This window comes from Marinobacter sp. CHS3-4 (genome assembly GCF_030053415.1).
In the GTDB taxonomy this organism is placed as follows: Bacteria; Pseudomonadota; Gammaproteobacteria; order Pseudomonadales; family Oleiphilaceae; genus Marinobacter.
The window spans coordinates 1,520,527-1,535,949 of sequence record NZ_JASGBJ010000001.1; the positions used below are offsets into that span (position 1 = coordinate 1,520,527).

Sequence of the window (15,423 nt, forward strand, 5' to 3'; positions counted from 1 at the left end):
CAGTCGCGCTATTTATTGGTTGCGTGCTTTATCGCTTAATCGAGCTCTTAAATGGTTGGTTTAATTGCTTACCGTTGGCCTTTGGGTAATAAGATTCTTGACGTTGCTTGAATAATGTATTTTTAATTATCTGTGCAAATGCTGGCTTGGTAGATCTTTTTTCTTTATAACGTTTTGTGTTCTTTGATATAGGTGTTAATGAGATTTCCTGAATCACCATTGGATAACGCTGGAAACAACAACGTCGTTCAGTTCAGTCTGCCGACGCTCAGGTGCGTTGACAGGATTGCCTGGTTTCTCGGCCAATTTCATGGTCTCTTACTGTAAATATATAATCTATATACGAAATTTCACTTTTAGTTATAACCGGAGATCGGGCCAAAAAAACGATCTGAGAACCCTATTTGTCTGCGAAATCGGTGGTGTCCATCGTTAGCAAGAATTGGCGACGCGTTGTCAAACTTTTTCGGTATCTTAGCCTTTTATTCGTATGGCCATTGGCTATAATATCTTATTAAATTCTACTAGAAAGGGTCTTATATATGCGAAGTTTATTTTCCGACAAAACTGTTTTAATAACAGGGGGAACAGGTTCTTTTGGTCATGAGGTCCTAAATAGGCTCTTACTTGAGCCAGTTAAGGAAGTTCGAATTTTCAGTAGGGATGAGTTAAAACAAAGCGAAATGAGATCCAAGATTAAAGATTCTAGGGTTAAATTCTGGCTTGGTGATGTACGTAACAGACCGGTGGTTGACCAGGTAATGAGTGGAGTTGATTTAGTCTTCCATGCAGCTGCGTTGAAGCAAGTACCTTCGTGTGAATTCTTTCCTATGGAGGCAGTTCTGACTAACGTTGATGGGAGCAATAATGTTATCGAAAGTGCTATTTCTAAATCGGTTGAAAAAGTGATTTGCTTAAGCACTGATAAGGCTGTCTATCCACTGAATACGATGGGTATGACGAAAGCCCTAATGGAAAAGGTAGCTCGTGCTACAGCGAAACGATGTTACAATGATTCGACCACTATATGTTGCGTACGGTACGGTAATGTCATGTATTCGCGCGGCTCTGTCATACCTTTGTTCATTGAACAAATAAAGAAAGGCGGCCCGATTACCATCACTGATCCTGAAATGACGCGATTTCTTTTACCGCTTTCCGATGCGATCGGACTTGTGCTTTTTGCGTTTGAGAATGGCAGCCAGGGCGATATTTTCATTAAAAAGGCTCCAGCTGCCACCGTCGGTGATATCGCAGAAGTTTTGCAAGACATTATGGGTATTGAAGTGCCGGTAAAGGTTCTGGGGATGCGGCACGGAGAGAAACTTCATGAGACTTTAGCAACTCGAGAAGAAATTCTTGACTCGGTGGATATGGGTGACTACCTGCGTTGTTTAATGGATGATAGAGGCCTTGATTACGACAAATATATAAGTGAGGGCGAGCCGTCGGAATCTCAATTAGAAGACTATACATCCGAATCTACGGATCGTCTAAACAAGAAAGAACTTAAAAAGCTTTTGCTTTCGCTCCCCCAAATCATCGATCTCAAGCCCTAGGTTTTAATTTTAATATACTTACGCCACCTGAAATAGCGCCGGATGGATAGGGAAAAATACAAATGAATGAAAAGATAGGTAAGTACAATAGGCGAAATAGTTGCCGGGGTTGCCATTCTGCTTCTTTGACGTCGTTTATTGATTTTGGGCTTATGCCGCTCGCTGGGAACTTTGTGACAAAGGAGCATTTGGAAACTGTATCAAGATATCCGATGGATCTTGCGTTTTGTGAAAACTGTAGCTTAGTTCAAATTCCGAATGTTGTGTCTCCGGAAGTTCTGTTCTCTGACTATCGCTATCTTTCGTCGGTTACAAACACGCTTCAAAATCACTTTTTTGACTTTGCTAACACTCTGTTCGAAAGGTTCGACCTGAATTCGGAGCGGCTTATAGTAGAATTTGGTTGTAATGATGGAGTGCTTTTGAAGCCGCTTCAGGATATGGGTGTTCGTGTTCAGGGAGTTGACGCTGCCCCAAATGTTGTTGCGTTAGCTGAGGAGCGAGGAATACCAATAATAAATGGATACTTTGGTTCACGTATTGCAAAAGATATTCTCTCTAGCTCGGGGCCAGCAAATATTATTACGTCAAGTAACGTTTTTGCTCATATCGACGACCTTGACGAAGTGATGAATGGTGTTGAAATTCTCCTTGCCTCCGATGGAGTTCTTTCGGTTGAAGTCCACTATGTCGGTGAACTATTGAAGGGATTTCAGTTTGACACAGTCTATCATGAACATTTGTGTTACTACTCTTTGCACTCACTTGACGTTCTTTATAAGCGCCATGGATTTTCAATGTTTGATGTAGAGTTTCTTCCGATGCATGGCGGTACTATTAGAGTTTTCGCGGAGAGAGAATTATCTGGTTCAAGAATAAAGTCTGACAGACTGTGTGAAGCTCTCCGTAGAGAAGTGGAAGAGGGTATAACGGACTTAGGAAGATATGAACGATTCGGTGTTGATGTAAAGAACTATTGCTCTGAACTAAAAGAATTTATTTTAAAGCGGGTAGGTGATGGAAGAAGTTTGTCTGCGTTCGGCGCGGCGGGTCGTTCTACTATACTTCTTAATTATTGCGGATTTGATTCAGGTGTTGTTAAATATATTGTCGATGAATCACCCTTTCGGCAAGGGCGCTATGTCCCTGGTGTAGGAATTCCAATTGTTTCGCCTCAAGTTCTTAAGGATGAGCCAACCGATGACTGCTTAATTACTGCTTGGAATTATAGGGATGAAATAGTTTCTAAGAGCCAATATTATTTAGAGAATGATGGTGTATTTTTAATCCCGTTGCCAGAGATCGAAGTTTTAAAACGCTAAGGTATTTCTTTCATGAAGCGAGTGCTTATTTTAGGCGGTGGCGGGTTTCTTGGGACGTATGTTCGTGAAGCGCTTAAAGGTAGAGCTGTGGTTCTGTTACCTTCCGGTAATGATCGTAGTAAGATTTATGCGAATAGCGGAGAAATAGTCATCCCGCTTGCCTTCAATGCTGAGAAGCCAAAGTCTTTAAATGATCTTTTACGAATCAGTGAGCCGGATGTAGTCCTGAACTGTGTTGCAATTAAGAACACAAGTCTATCAACGGTATCTAAGGATAAGTTATTTAAGGTCAATGGCTCATTCCCTCATCGTCTAGCGGAAGCAGCTGCGTCAGTTGGTGTATCCGTAGTGCATATTAGTACTGATGGTGTTTTTTCCGGTTCGAAAGGAAGGTATTCGGAGTGTGATATAACGGATGCAACGGATGATTACGGTCACAGTAAGGCAATCGGTGAGCTTTATCGATCAAAGTGTCTGACTATAAGGGGTACGTTTATTGGCCTCCCGTTATCGAGGGGGCAAAATGGATTGATTCCATGGTTTCTTGAGAGCGTAAAAAATAAACAATCTGTGGGTGGATTTGTCAATTATTATTCAAGCGGTTTAAGTGTTAGGAGATATGCTTATTTTTTGTCCTTAATTCTTCTTTTGCCGATACTGCCAGAGGGTGTTATTCACATTGGCGGACAGAGATGGAATAAATTTTGGCTTTTAGCATCTTTGTCTGAAAGGCTAGAGTTTAATTGCGAGGTCCGTCCTGTTGAAAGACCGATGGTTGACCGCACCCTAAATTGTAGCCGGTTTTTTAGTTTGTTCGGTGAGGAAAGCATTCCTTCGCGAGAAGATTTATTGGCTGAACTATGTGATGATATAAGAGTTCGGTGGCTCTATTGAATTAATTATCAATCATTTGTGTGAGTATAAATAAGCAAGAAATTCGACGGTGATAATCTAGTTCTAAATAGCCTAGAATTCGTCGCCACGATAGATATGTCGCTTTCTTCGCAGTAGTTTCCATGCAAACAAAGTAAATATCTCACTCTAATGTCGTTCTGGAACCGTGAAGAAGTCAGGTCCGGTGAGGCAGTGGGTTTAGAAAGTAGTAGCTTGTTGCCATATCTTCGGTTTGTGCTGTCTTAGTGCCCACATTCCTTCTATATCTTTAGCAATTGGGCCATTAGAAGCGATGAAGGAAATCCTGGCTCTGCAGTAATTTTTAAGTATAAAGCTAGATCATTTGATAGGCTATAAAACTTAAGGTCCGGCAGTAGCGTTTGTATTTAGTCAGTCAAATAATGTGTAGTTTCTATATTTACATAGTTACGAAAATAAACGTGTGTTTTATATAATAGATTTTTAGTCGAAAGTTTGCGTCACTCCAATGAAATAAATGAGTAGTTACTTATGTGTGGGTTATGCGGGGTATTAGTGCCCCATAATGTTGAAATAGGACGCGAAGTGATTTCGAAGATGACCGATACTCTTCGTCGTCGCGGTCCTGATGCTCAAGGTATTCATGTAGAGCGGGGCATTGGGCTAGGGCATCAACGATTAAGCATTCAAGATTTGTCTGATGCGGGTGCCCAGCCAATGGTGCTTCGCCCGCGTGGCCCTGTGATCGCATTTAACGGTGAAGTGTATAATTTCCTCGAACTGAAAAGGGAATTGTCCTCGCAAAAAGGATTTGTTTTCCGTGGGCATTCTGATACGGAAGTTATTCTTCACGTTTACGACGCTTGGGGACTAGAAGGTCTTAGGCGACTGGAAGGTATTTTCGCTTTTGCTCTCTGGGATCCTATTCGTAGGCGGCTTATCTTGATGCGAGACAGGCTTGGAGTTAAACCACTGTTCTATGCCAATTCTATACATGGCCTAGCATTTGGTTCCGAGATCAAAGCTTTGCTGGCTGCAGGTGGTGTGGACACTTCACTGAATGAGCAAGCCTTCGCTGAGTATCTCTGGTACGGGAATGCTTACGAGGAACGATCTTTATATCGTGGCATACAGGCAATACAGCCTGGGCATTGGATGATTATTGAAGATGGAGAGCAACGATTAGAACCTTGGTGGCGCATCGAGGATTGGCTTGAAAGAACACCCACGGCGGATACCCCTCAAGAAGCGGCAGTTCGGGTTAGGGAAGCATTGGATGCATCGGTTAAGCGACAGCTTGTGGCCGATGTGCCTGTTGGTCTTTTTTTAAGTGGAGGTATAGATTCCTCTGCTATAGCCGCATCAGCTATGAACGTGCAGTCGCGCCCCCTATCTAGTTATTCCGTTGGCTTTGATTTTGAGGAGGGGGTCAATGAATTGCCGCGTGCGCGCCAAGTTGCTGAACACTTCGGACTTGACCATCATGAAATGAGGGTCGAGGGTGCAAATCTTCCAGAAACTTTGATGACCTTGGCGCGGGCCCACGACGAGCCTTTTGCGGACGCGGCAAACATTCCCCTTTACTTGCTTTGCCAGCAATTGGGCGACGATATGAAAGTGGTGATGCAAGGTGATGGCGGTGACGAGATGTTCGGCGGCTACCGAAGGTATGCGATCCTCCGCAATACCCACTGGTGGAGACTTTGGCCAAAAATGCTCTCCTCCCTGCTCCGCAATGGCGGCGAGAGCGGGCGGCGCCTAGCCCGCATAGCAGAAGCGACGGGAAATTGCGACGCAGCTCTTCGAATGGGGCTATTGCTGACAGTGGAAACACTGAATGATCCACCAGAGGCGCTTTTGGAACACGGCCGACGAGCGGCCTTATCCTCTTCCACGGATCCTTTTCTGGCTTATCGAAATGCCGCCAAGCGCTTTGCAGCACATGAGCCGGTCCAGCAAATGCTGTTAACGGACATTTCTGTACAATTACCGTCTCAGTTTCTAACCAAAGTGGATCGTGCCACCATGGCAGGGGGGGTCGAGGCCAGAGTGCCTTTATTGGACGAGCGAATTGCAGAGCTTGCAGTTGGTATTCCTTCAAGCTGGAAAACACGTGGAATGGAGAAGAAAATCGTTTTGCGAAACTCCCAGCGAGGACGTGTTCCCGATTTTATTCTTGATAGCCCCAAGACTGGATTTGGAGTGCCTTACGAGCACTGGCTAAGAGAATCATTACATGATTTTTCCCGTGACATGATACTCAATACACGATTTCTGCAAAGGTTTGGATTCGATCGCAGTTCGGTAGAGCGTGCGTTTAAAGAGCATCGCAGCCAAAGACGAGAGCGTGGCTTTTTATTATGGAAACTTTTGCAACTTGCACTATGGGCGGAAAAAGATGAATAAAAAGCCATTAAATTCACGTCCAAAATTACTATTTGTTGGGGCATTTCCTCCACCTCATCGTCATGTTTTTGGTGGAAATGTCACCGCCTGCAGAGCGCTGCTCACTTCGACTTTGCCACGACGTGTCGACCTTGAATTGATCGACAGCACACAGCTCAGCAACCCACCGCCTGCCCTACCCGTTCGCCTTTTGCTCGCAGCACGGCGCTTTTTGATATTCCTGGTCAGATTCGAACGCACGAAACCTGATGTCGTTTTACTTTTTACCTCAGTCGGAGCGAGTGTTATAGAGAAAGGCTCTATGGCTTGGTACGCAAAGTTGCGGCGGGTGCCTTCACTGTTGTTTCCACGAGGCGGACGGCTAATTGACAGCTTCCAGCGTTCTTTGATGAGCCGTTTAGCCACCCGTTTTGCGTTCTCAGGATCAGCGAAAATCTTATGTCAAGGCGAGACCTGGCGCGATTTTGTGACTGGCACCCTGGGACGCTCGCCAAGCGATGCGCCGATAGTGAGAAACTGGACAGCCACCCGTGAACTTTTGGAAGTAGGAGAGCGGTCTGTTGTACCAAAAGCCGGGGCAGTCGCTCGGATTTTATTTGTCGGCTGGCTTGATCGTGAAAAAGGCGTTTTAGATTTACTTGACGCATGTGAAAAGCTAGCTTCAGGTCGCAAGTTTGAACTAAATCTTGTCGGCGAAGGAAATGTCTCTACCTTGGCCCGAAAGCGAGTTCAAGAGCTGGGTTTGACTAACGTAATTCACTTTTCTGGCTGGCTCGATGGAGATGATCTGGTGCAGGCGTTCCGTGAGGCTGATATTTTTGTTTTGCCCTCTTGGTCAGAGGGCTTACCGAATGCGATGATAGAGGCGATGGCGGCTCGCTTGGCGGTGGTGGTGACATCGGTTGGCAATATCACCGATGTTATCAAGGACGGCGTGAATGGTCTGCTTGTTACACCACACGATGTTACCGAACTTAAAACCGCCCTAGGTCGGGTTATCGATAATCGTGAGTTTCGAATGAGTCTCGCCCTTCGCGCTCAAGTCCTGGCAGCTTCGAATTATGGCGTAGAGCCAGCCGTTGAGCACATATCTGAAATCATCTCTGAAGTAACGGGTCGCAAAGATACAGAGGCAACTGATTGAAGCAATTTGCAACTGAATTCACTTAAATGATCGGACTCTGAGAAATCTAACTTGAAAATAGATCCACTTCTCGCCGCATCTTTGCCTCGTTATGTTTGAAAGCTGTTACCAGCCGTTTAGAGATCAGGAATTTTTCATGAAACAGATTCTACAAAGCCTGAAAACCGGCGAAACAACAGTGGCCGATGTACCTGCACCGTCATTGCGTAGCGGCTATGTTGTGGTTAATACCTCACATACCCTAGTTTCCGCGGGAACCGAGCGAATGTTGGTTGATTTCGGCAAGGCTAGCTGGGTTGATAAAGCGCGCCAGCAACCAGATAAGGTGCGCATGGTTCTGGATAAGGTTCGCACTGATGGCCTGGCGACGACTATCGATGCAGTGCAGAGCAAACTCGACCAGCCTTTAGCGTTGGGATACTGCAATGTCGGTAAGGTCGCTGAAGTCGGCGCAGGTGTTGATGGTATTGCTCTAGGAGACCGTATTGTTAGCAATGGCGGGCATGCGCAAGTAGTCTGTGTGCCTAAAAATCTGAGTGCGAAAATTCCAGATAGCGTTACGGATGAACAGGCCAGTTTCACAGTTCTGGCTGCTATTGGGCTTCAGGGTATCCGGTTGGCAAACCCCACACTCGGCGAGTGTGTGGTAGTTACGGGACTCGGCTTGATTGGTTTGCTTACGGTGCAGATGCTGCGAGCGCAGGGTTGCCGGGTGTTGGGTATCGATCTTGAACCTGCAAGACTGGAAATGGCCAAACGATTTGGTGCTGAGGTTGTTAATCCGGGAGCCGGGGAAGATGTACTGTCTGCAGCGGCGTCTTTTTCTCGCGGTCGTGGCGTGGATGCGGTAATCATTACAGCATCGACCAGGAGCAACGAACCGGTCAGCCAGGCGGCCAATATGTGCCGGAAACGGGGGCGTATTGTCCTGGTAGGCGTGACCGGCCTTGAATTGTCTCGTGCAGATTTTTATGAAAAGGAATTGAGCTTCCAGGTAAGTTGCTCCTACGGGCCGGGCCGTTACGATCCTGCCTACGAGGAGAGTGGTCAGGATTATCCGATTGGTTACGTGCGCTGGACAGAACAACGTAATTTTGAGGCGGTCCTGGATTTGATGGCTTCGGGTGCTCTCGATGTAGATCCATTAATCAGCCATCGGTTTACGTTAGAGCAGGCTGAAGAAGCCTATGACCTTTTGTCTTCAGGCAAGCCCTCGATGGGGATCTTGTTGGAGTACCCATATCAGGATGGGGTCGGGCCAAAGGTCGTCCCGCTGGGTGAGGTTGAGGATAGCACCGTTCAGGACAGCGGCTCGAGCTCCTCTACTACGACTGGAAAGGCCGTCGTGGGGTTCCTCGGCGCCGGCAATTACGCCGGACGTGTTCTTATTCCGGCTTTCAAAGACGCCGGCGCTGAATTACACACGGTGGTTAGTGGCGGCGGGGTGAGTTCTGTCCACTACGGAAAGAAGCATGGGTTTGCTCAGGCTTCCACAGATGGCGAGGCCCTGATGGAAGATGCTTCTGTTAATACCCTTGTAATCGCGACCAGGCATAACAGCCATGCCCGCCAGGTGCTTGAGGGGCTTCGATCAGGAAAGCATATCTTCTGTGAAAAGCCACTTTGCCTTAATCAAGATGAATTGGCAGAAATTGAGGCTGAAGCTTCTAAGCGGCCTGACCAATTGTTGATGATTGGCTTTAATCGACGTTTTGCTCCTCATGTGGTTGCGGCAAAGTCGCTACTCGACAAGGTAGCTGAGCCAAAGAATCTGGTGATGACGGTGAATGCGGGGGCTATCCCGGCGGACCATTGGACTCAGGATTGGGAAGTGGGTGGCGGCCGCATCATTGGGGAGGCATGCCATTTTATTGACCTATTGAGACACCTGGTTGGCGCTCCAATCACCGGGTATTTCAGCGTTGCAGTAGGTCGGCATCCTTCCGTTGATGTTGCGGATGACAGGTCCACTATCACCCTGACGTTTGATGACGGCTCTGTAGGGACAATTCATTATCTCTCCAACGGCGACAAGGGGTTTCCCAAGGAACGACTGGAGGTTTTTTGCGCAGGCCGGGTATTGCAGCTGGATAATTTCCGCAAGTTGAGGGCGTTCGGGTGGCCCGGCGTCAAAGGAAATCGGTTGTGGCGCCAGGATAAAGGCCAGGGCCCGTGTGCAGCAGCATTTGTAGAAGCGGTCGGTAATGGTGGTACCTCGCCGATCTCTCGAGCCGAAATTTTTGAAGTGTCGCGAGTGACCATTGAAGTTGCAGAGAATTTAAGGAATCAGAATTGATGTTGGTCGATATTATCGCTGGTGCTCGCCCAAATTTTATGAAAATTGCCACGATCATCAGGGCGTTGCAGAGGAAGGCGGAAACGGGCGGCAAGTTGAAGTATCGCCTGGTTCACACTGGACAGCATTACGACGCAAGTATGTCCGGCGCATTCTTCGAGCAGCTAGGTATCCCGGCGCCAGATGTAAATCTCGAAGTGGGCGGCGGAACGCAGGCGGAACAAACCGCCGGCATAATGACTCGTTATGAACAACTGCTCGCTACATCTCCCAGTGCACTGTGCCTGGTTGTCGGGGATGTTACTTCTACAATGGCATGCGCCATCACCGCTCAGAAGTTATGCATTCCTGTGGCTCACGTCGAAGCAGGGATTCGTTCAGGTGATTGGAGTATGCCGGAAGAAATTAACCGGATGGTCACGGACAGTATTACCAACTGGTTTTTTACCACCAGTGAATGGGCGGGGAGTAACCTCCGGAAGTCTGGGATAGAAGACGAGCGGATATTCCTGGTAGGGAACACCATGATCGATACGCTTCTGGCGAATATGCCCAAATTCAGTCCACCTGAGTTCTGGGACAAGCATGATCTGACGCCCGGTAATTACTTTGTAACAACCTTGCATCGCCCGGCAAACGTCGATTCTGCGGGTGCTTTTGCTGAAATGTTGCAGGAGATTGGACGTTGTACCAGCGGCCTCCCGGTTGTGTTTCCAGTGCATCCCCGAACCGCGAAAACGCTACGCGATATGATTGACCTGCCGGACAACCTCTTGCTTGTTGAGCCTCAGCCATACCTTCAATTTAATTATCTGGTCAAGCATGCGAAGGCCGTGATTACGGACTCCGGCGGTATTACCGAGGAGACAACGGTAATGGGAGTTCCTTGCCTGACGCTCAGAAATAATACCGAAAGGCCGGAAACGGTCGAGCAGGGCACCAATGAGTTGATTGGTACGGATCCGGCTGCTCTGTCGCCAGCCCTTGATCGCTTGTTTTCAGGTGACTGGAAGCAGGGTACTGTCCCGCCTCTCTGGGATGGAAAAACCGGTGAACGGATTGTTGCAACCTTGGAGCAGCTACTTTGCCCTTGAGCTCTGTTGCCCGTTACTGGCATACCCTGCGGTACCTCAAACCCATTCAATTATATGGTCGGCTCTGGTTCCGGTATTACAAGCCTCGTACTGATTTATCGCTACCCCCGCCGATTCGACCGCTTTCTGGAAGTTGGGTAATACCTGCCTGTCGGGAGCCTAGTCTGACTGCACCCGAAAATTTCCTGTTTCTGGGTAAAGAAGGGCATCTATCGGGAATCGGTTGGGATGGCCCACAAAGGGAGAAATTGTGGCGCTACAATCAGCACTATTTCGATGATCTTAACGCAAAAAATGGGAAGGAAAGATCTGGCTGGCACAGAGATCTGTTATTAAGTTGGGTTAAAGAGAACAGCCCTGCATTGGGCTCAGGATGGGAGCCTTATCCTACCTCGTTGCGTATAGTGAATTGGGTGAAATGGGCACTAGCGGGAAACGAACTGCCCCAGCCCTGTTTTGGCAGTCTTGCAGTTCAGGCACGTTGGTTAGAAAAGCGCCTGGAATTTCATTTGCTGGGTAATCACCTGTTCGCCAATGCGAAGGCTTTGATATTTGCAGGTTGCTTCTTCTCCGGTGCGGAAGCGGATCGGTGGCTGAAGCGCGGCGTGGGCATTATTCAGACGCAATTGCCGGAGCAAATCCTTTCGGACGGAGGCCATTTCGAGCGCAGTACGATGTACCATGCATTGGCGCTAGAGGATGTGCTGGATCTGCATAATCTTTTGTTGGCGTTCCCCGACTCTCTTGAGGGATTGTTCGTTGATGGCCGCATGACGAAAGGCTTTGCTCATCAGCTGCGCAATACCATTCCTGGCATGATCCATTGGCTGGACGCCATGCGTCACCCAGATGGCGAGATTTCGCTGTTTAACGATGCTGCTTTTGGCATCGCACCGGATTGCAATGAATTGTTTGATTATGCGGCCCGGCTTGGGTTTAACATCACAAGAAACCGGCAGACAGGGCTGACGGAGTTGGCTGAATCCGGTTATTTCCGTTTGGAAAAAGGCCCTGCTTGCGTGTTGTTCGATGCCGCTCCGGTAGGGCCGGATTATCTGCCCGGCCATGCCCATGCAGACACCTTGAGCCTTGAAATGAGCCTGTTCGGTCAGCGAATTTTCGTGAACTCTGGTACTTCAGAATATGGGACAGGGCAGGAGCGGCTGCGGCAAAGGAGTACAGCCGCGCACAATACGGTCGAGGTTGATGGCGAGAACTCCTCCGAGGTCTGGAGTGGGTTTCGTGTTGCGCGGCGCGCCAAGCCTTTCAATGTGGTTACCCAGTTAAATGGTGATGGGTTACTCGTCAGTGCCTGTCATGACGGTTATTGCAGGTTGCCTGGGAAAGTCGCTACCAAGCGTGTGGTAACCCTGACCGACCAGCAGTTGACGTTAGAAGACTCGCTGGATGGTGGCTTCGAATCGGCAGTTGCTCGCTTCTATTGCCATCCATCTCTGCATGCCGAACATATTGGAGACGGGGCTGTTTCGCTCTCTTTGAGAGAGGGGCGAACGGTATTGTTGGCTTTCGAGGGTGCTGCGAACATTCGAGTCGTCGGGTCAACATGGCACCCGCGTTTTGGGGTCAGTGAAAAAAATCAGTGCATTATTGTTGATATCGCGCACAACCGACTGATTTCAAAATTAAATTGGGGGAGTTCTTGAAGATTTTATGCCTTTCTTTTTATTTCAGGCCTGATCTGTCGGCAGGTTCGTTCAAAAATACCGCGTTGGTTGATGAATTGGCCCGTCAGGTGCCTGAGGGCAGCCAGATCGACGTCATCACCACGTTGCCCAATCGTTATTCGTCTTTTTCTGTGGACGCGGAAGAACTAGAACAGAATGGTCCGGTACGTATTCGCCGTATTGCGCTGCCCGCACACAAAAGCGGTATGGTCGATCAGTCTAAGTCGTTTGCCACATACGCTACGAGCGTGCTTCGGCTAACGGCAAAAGAAGACTATGACCTTGTTTACGCCAGTTCTTCACGTCTGATGATGTCGATTCTGGGTGCTTATGTAAGCTGGCGTAAAAAAATTCCATTCTACCTTGATATTCGCGACATTTTCGTAGACACGATCAAAGATGTGTTGCCGGGCGCGATCACTACGTTTGCCTTGCCTGTTTTTTCCCGATTGGAGAAGTGGGCCGTTCGCCGTGCCACGAGAGTCAACTTAGTGTCGGACGGATTCGTGCCGTATTTCCAGAAGCATTTCCCTGGTATCGAGTTGTCCGGTTTTACAAACGGTGTCGATCAGATGTTCCTGGATGCGGCCCCCACGGAAACATCGGTTCCGGAAAAGTCTGAGCTTGAAGTTTTGTACGCAGGCAATATGGGAGAGGGGCAAGGGCTTCACAATATCATTCCTCCCTTGGCCAAGCGTTTTGAGGGTCGTCTCAGATTTCGTTTAATTGGGGCTGGAGGACGAAGGGATCAGCTGAAGGAAGAGATTGATAAGCGTGGCTGTACCAATGTGGTAATCGATGAGCCAATAAATCGGGATGAACTTCTGACTCGTTACGAAGATGCGGATATCCTTTTCCTGCACCTGAACGACTACGATGCTTTCAAAAAAGTGCTGCCCTCTAAGATTTTTGAGTACGCAGCGCTCGGAAAGCCCCTGTGGGCAGGTGTGAGCGGGTTTTCTGCAGAGTTCATTGAGAATCATGTGTCCAATTCGGCGGTGTTCCATCCTTGCGATGTAGAGGCTGCGGAAGCGGCGTTTAATCGACTTGAGATCAAGACTGAACGTCGCAGTGATTTTATAGAACAGTTCAGCCGGTCAAGGATTATTGAACGAATGGCTGGCGAAGTTATTGCGACAGTGAAAGATTAATTATAAAAATTTATGTCGTTCCGGGTTTGTTAAAGCCTGTGAAAACAATCACAATTACGTTGGCCAAAGGAGTAGACTCATTTTCGTTCTGAGTAACTGGGCCCGCGCAAGATACTTCACCTACAGCGATGCCATGGATGAATATGGAAACCGTTAGTTCTACTGGATTGATTGCTGTTATTGCTGCGCTTTTTACACTGCTAATTCTGCAACCAATCGCACGCAAATTGCGCTTGGTTGATCTGCCAGATCATCGCAAGTCCCATAAGGGCGCCATTCCCCTGATTGGCGGGTTAAGCGCATTTGCTGGCCTTTTGGTGGCTTGGTTGATATCGATGCCGTTTACCTCCGGTTTTGGTATTTATCTATTGTGTGCGTTGATGCTCGTCATTCTCGGCGCCATCGATGATGCCAGAGATGTTCCGGCCAAGTTTCGACTTTGGGCACAGGTTGTTTTGGGCGCGCTGCTTTCTTATGGCTCTGGTGTCTATCTGACTACCTTCGGAAACCTTCTGGGGTTTGGAGTTATCGATTTGTTTTGGCTGGGGCCAGTCGTCACAATTGCGGCGGTGATAGGTGCAACCAACGCCTATAACATGATCGATGGTATCGACGGGCTTGCGGGTAGTTTGAGCTTGGTGACCCTTGGTGGGTTGGCCGTCTTGTTTGCAATGGCAGATGGTTTTGTGCCGGAACTGGCTTTGTCAGTTTCGATAATGATGGCCTTATTGCCTTTTATGGGCGCCAACCTGTTGATTCCGCCTTTCCGCCGTAAGATCTTCATGGGCGATGCGGGTTCCATGTTTATTGGATTTTCAGTGGTGTGGCTGTTGGTCAATGGGGCTCAGGCGGGGGAATACGCTTTTCGGCCCGTCACCGCCTTGTGGGTATGCGCGATACCGCTGATGGATATGGTGGCCATCATGATCAGGCGGGCCCGAAAAGGTCAGTCAGTAATGCGGCCGGATCGGGATCATTTACATCATATTTTCTTGCGCGCGGGTCTGTCGGACCGCCAGGCGCTGGCCGTGATCACCATGCTCGCCATTCTGTTTGCGTTGGCGGGTATCGTTGGCGAGATTCTGGTGATTCCGGAATGGTTCATGTTCGCTTCCTTTATGTTCCTGTTTGCAGGATACAACTGGGCCATTCAGCACGCCTGGCGGGCAGTGGTTCTGTTTCGGGAGAATCAGGAAGTGGTGGACCAGGAATAGTTCACGGTTAAATGAGTAATATAAGAGCAAGGCAGCTGACCCAATGACCGAAAACATCGTTTGGCACCACCAGAAAGTAACCCGTGCAGACAGGGCCGCCCCAAAAAATCAAAGCCCCTGCCTATTGTGGTTTACCGGTCTCAGCGGCTCGGGCAAATCCACCATTGCCAACGCGCTGGATGTGGCACTGTATGATCGCGGCTATCACACGTTTTTGCTCGACGGTGATAATGTTCGACATGGCCTGAACAAGGATCTTGGGTTTTCGGACGACGACCGGATTGAGAACATCCGGCGCATTGGTGAGGTCAGCAAGCTGTTCACAGATGCCGGTTTGATTGTGCTCAGTGCGTTTATCTCGCCGTTCACCAGTGACCGGCGTTTGGTGCGCAACCTGTTCCCGGCGGGGGAGTTCATTGAGGTGTTTATGGATACGCCTCTGGAAACCTGTGAGCGCCGCGATCCGAAAGGCCTCTATGAGAAAGCCCGTGCGGGCAAGATCAAGCACTTTACCGGCATCGATTCCCCGTATGAGGTGCCAGAGCGGCCAGAGGTCCGGCTAGACACGTCGACGATGTCGGTTGAAGAGTGCGTAGAGCGGCTCATCCGTTATCTTCTGGACCGACAGCTGATTTTTTCCCCGCCTCAATCGCTTCAACGCTAACTTTTCTGGATGATC

Annotated in this window: 11 protein-coding genes; all 11 read left to right on the forward strand. The window is 48.5% G+C overall.

The window, feature by feature from the left end; genetic code table 11:
• Positions 1-542 precede the first annotated feature (542 nt).
• Complete coding sequence (locus tag QLQ17_RS07040; protein ID WP_283208835.1) at positions 543-1,559, forward strand: polysaccharide biosynthesis protein; 1,017 nt, start codon at positions 543-545, stop codon at positions 1,557-1,559.
• A 62-nt stretch (positions 1,560-1,621) separates the two neighbouring features.
• The gene (locus QLQ17_RS07045; RefSeq protein ID WP_283208836.1) at positions 1,622-2,881 is read left to right on the forward strand and encodes a class I SAM-dependent methyltransferase; all 1,260 of its coding nucleotides are present in this window, start codon (positions 1,622-1,624) and stop codon (positions 2,879-2,881) included.
• A 12-nt stretch (positions 2,882-2,893) separates the two neighbouring features.
• Positions 2,894-3,775 (forward strand): sugar nucleotide-binding protein, encoded by an 882-nt coding sequence (locus QLQ17_RS07050; RefSeq protein WP_283208837.1) that lies wholly within the window; start codon positions 2,894-2,896, stop codon positions 3,773-3,775.
• A 510-nt stretch (positions 3,776-4,285) separates the two neighbouring features.
• Positions 4,286-6,160: an asparagine synthase (glutamine-hydrolyzing) gene (gene asnB, locus QLQ17_RS07055; protein ID WP_283208838.1), complete on the forward strand. Its 1,875-nt coding sequence runs from the start codon at positions 4,286-4,288 to the stop codon at positions 6,158-6,160.
• A complete protein-coding gene (locus QLQ17_RS07060; RefSeq protein WP_283208839.1) occupies positions 6,153-7,304 on the forward strand; it encodes a glycosyltransferase family 4 protein in 1,152 nt (383 codons plus the stop codon). Before asnB ends, QLQ17_RS07060 begins: the two co-directional genes overlap by 8 nt.
• A gap of 136 nt (positions 7,305-7,440) precedes the next feature.
• Positions 7,441-9,600 carry a bi-domain-containing oxidoreductase gene (locus QLQ17_RS07065; protein ID WP_283208840.1) on the forward strand — a complete coding sequence of 720 codons (2,160 nt, stop codon included), beginning with the start codon at positions 7,441-7,443 and terminating at the stop codon, positions 9,598-9,600.
• A complete protein-coding gene (gene wecB, locus QLQ17_RS07070; protein WP_283208841.1) occupies positions 9,600-10,694 on the forward strand; it encodes a non-hydrolyzing UDP-N-acetylglucosamine 2-epimerase in 1,095 nt (364 codons plus the stop codon). The genes QLQ17_RS07065 and wecB overlap by 1 nt, the downstream gene beginning before the upstream one ends.
• A 248-nt stretch (positions 10,695-10,942) precedes the next feature.
• Entirely contained in the window at positions 10,943-12,358 is a 1,416-nt protein-coding gene (locus tag QLQ17_RS07075; RefSeq protein ID WP_283208842.1) for a heparinase II/III family protein, read from the forward strand.
• Positions 12,355-13,530 (forward strand): glycosyltransferase family 4 protein, encoded by a 1,176-nt coding sequence (locus tag QLQ17_RS07080; RefSeq protein ID WP_283208843.1) that lies wholly within the window; start codon positions 12,355-12,357, stop codon positions 13,528-13,530. The genes QLQ17_RS07075 and QLQ17_RS07080 overlap by 4 nt, the downstream gene beginning before the upstream one ends.
• 143 nt (positions 13,531-13,673) lie before the next feature.
• Positions 13,674-14,744 carry a UDP-N-acetylglucosamine--undecaprenyl-phosphate N-acetylglucosaminephosphotransferase gene (gene wecA / locus QLQ17_RS07085; protein WP_283208844.1) on the forward strand — a complete coding sequence of 357 codons (1,071 nt, stop codon included), beginning with the start codon at positions 13,674-13,676 and terminating at the stop codon, positions 14,742-14,744.
• A gap of 43 nt (positions 14,745-14,787) precedes the next feature.
• The gene (gene cysC / locus QLQ17_RS07090; protein WP_283208845.1) at positions 14,788-15,408 is read left to right on the forward strand and encodes an adenylyl-sulfate kinase; all 621 of its coding nucleotides are present in this window, start codon (positions 14,788-14,790) and stop codon (positions 15,406-15,408) included.
• Positions 15,409-15,423 lie beyond the last annotated feature (15 nt).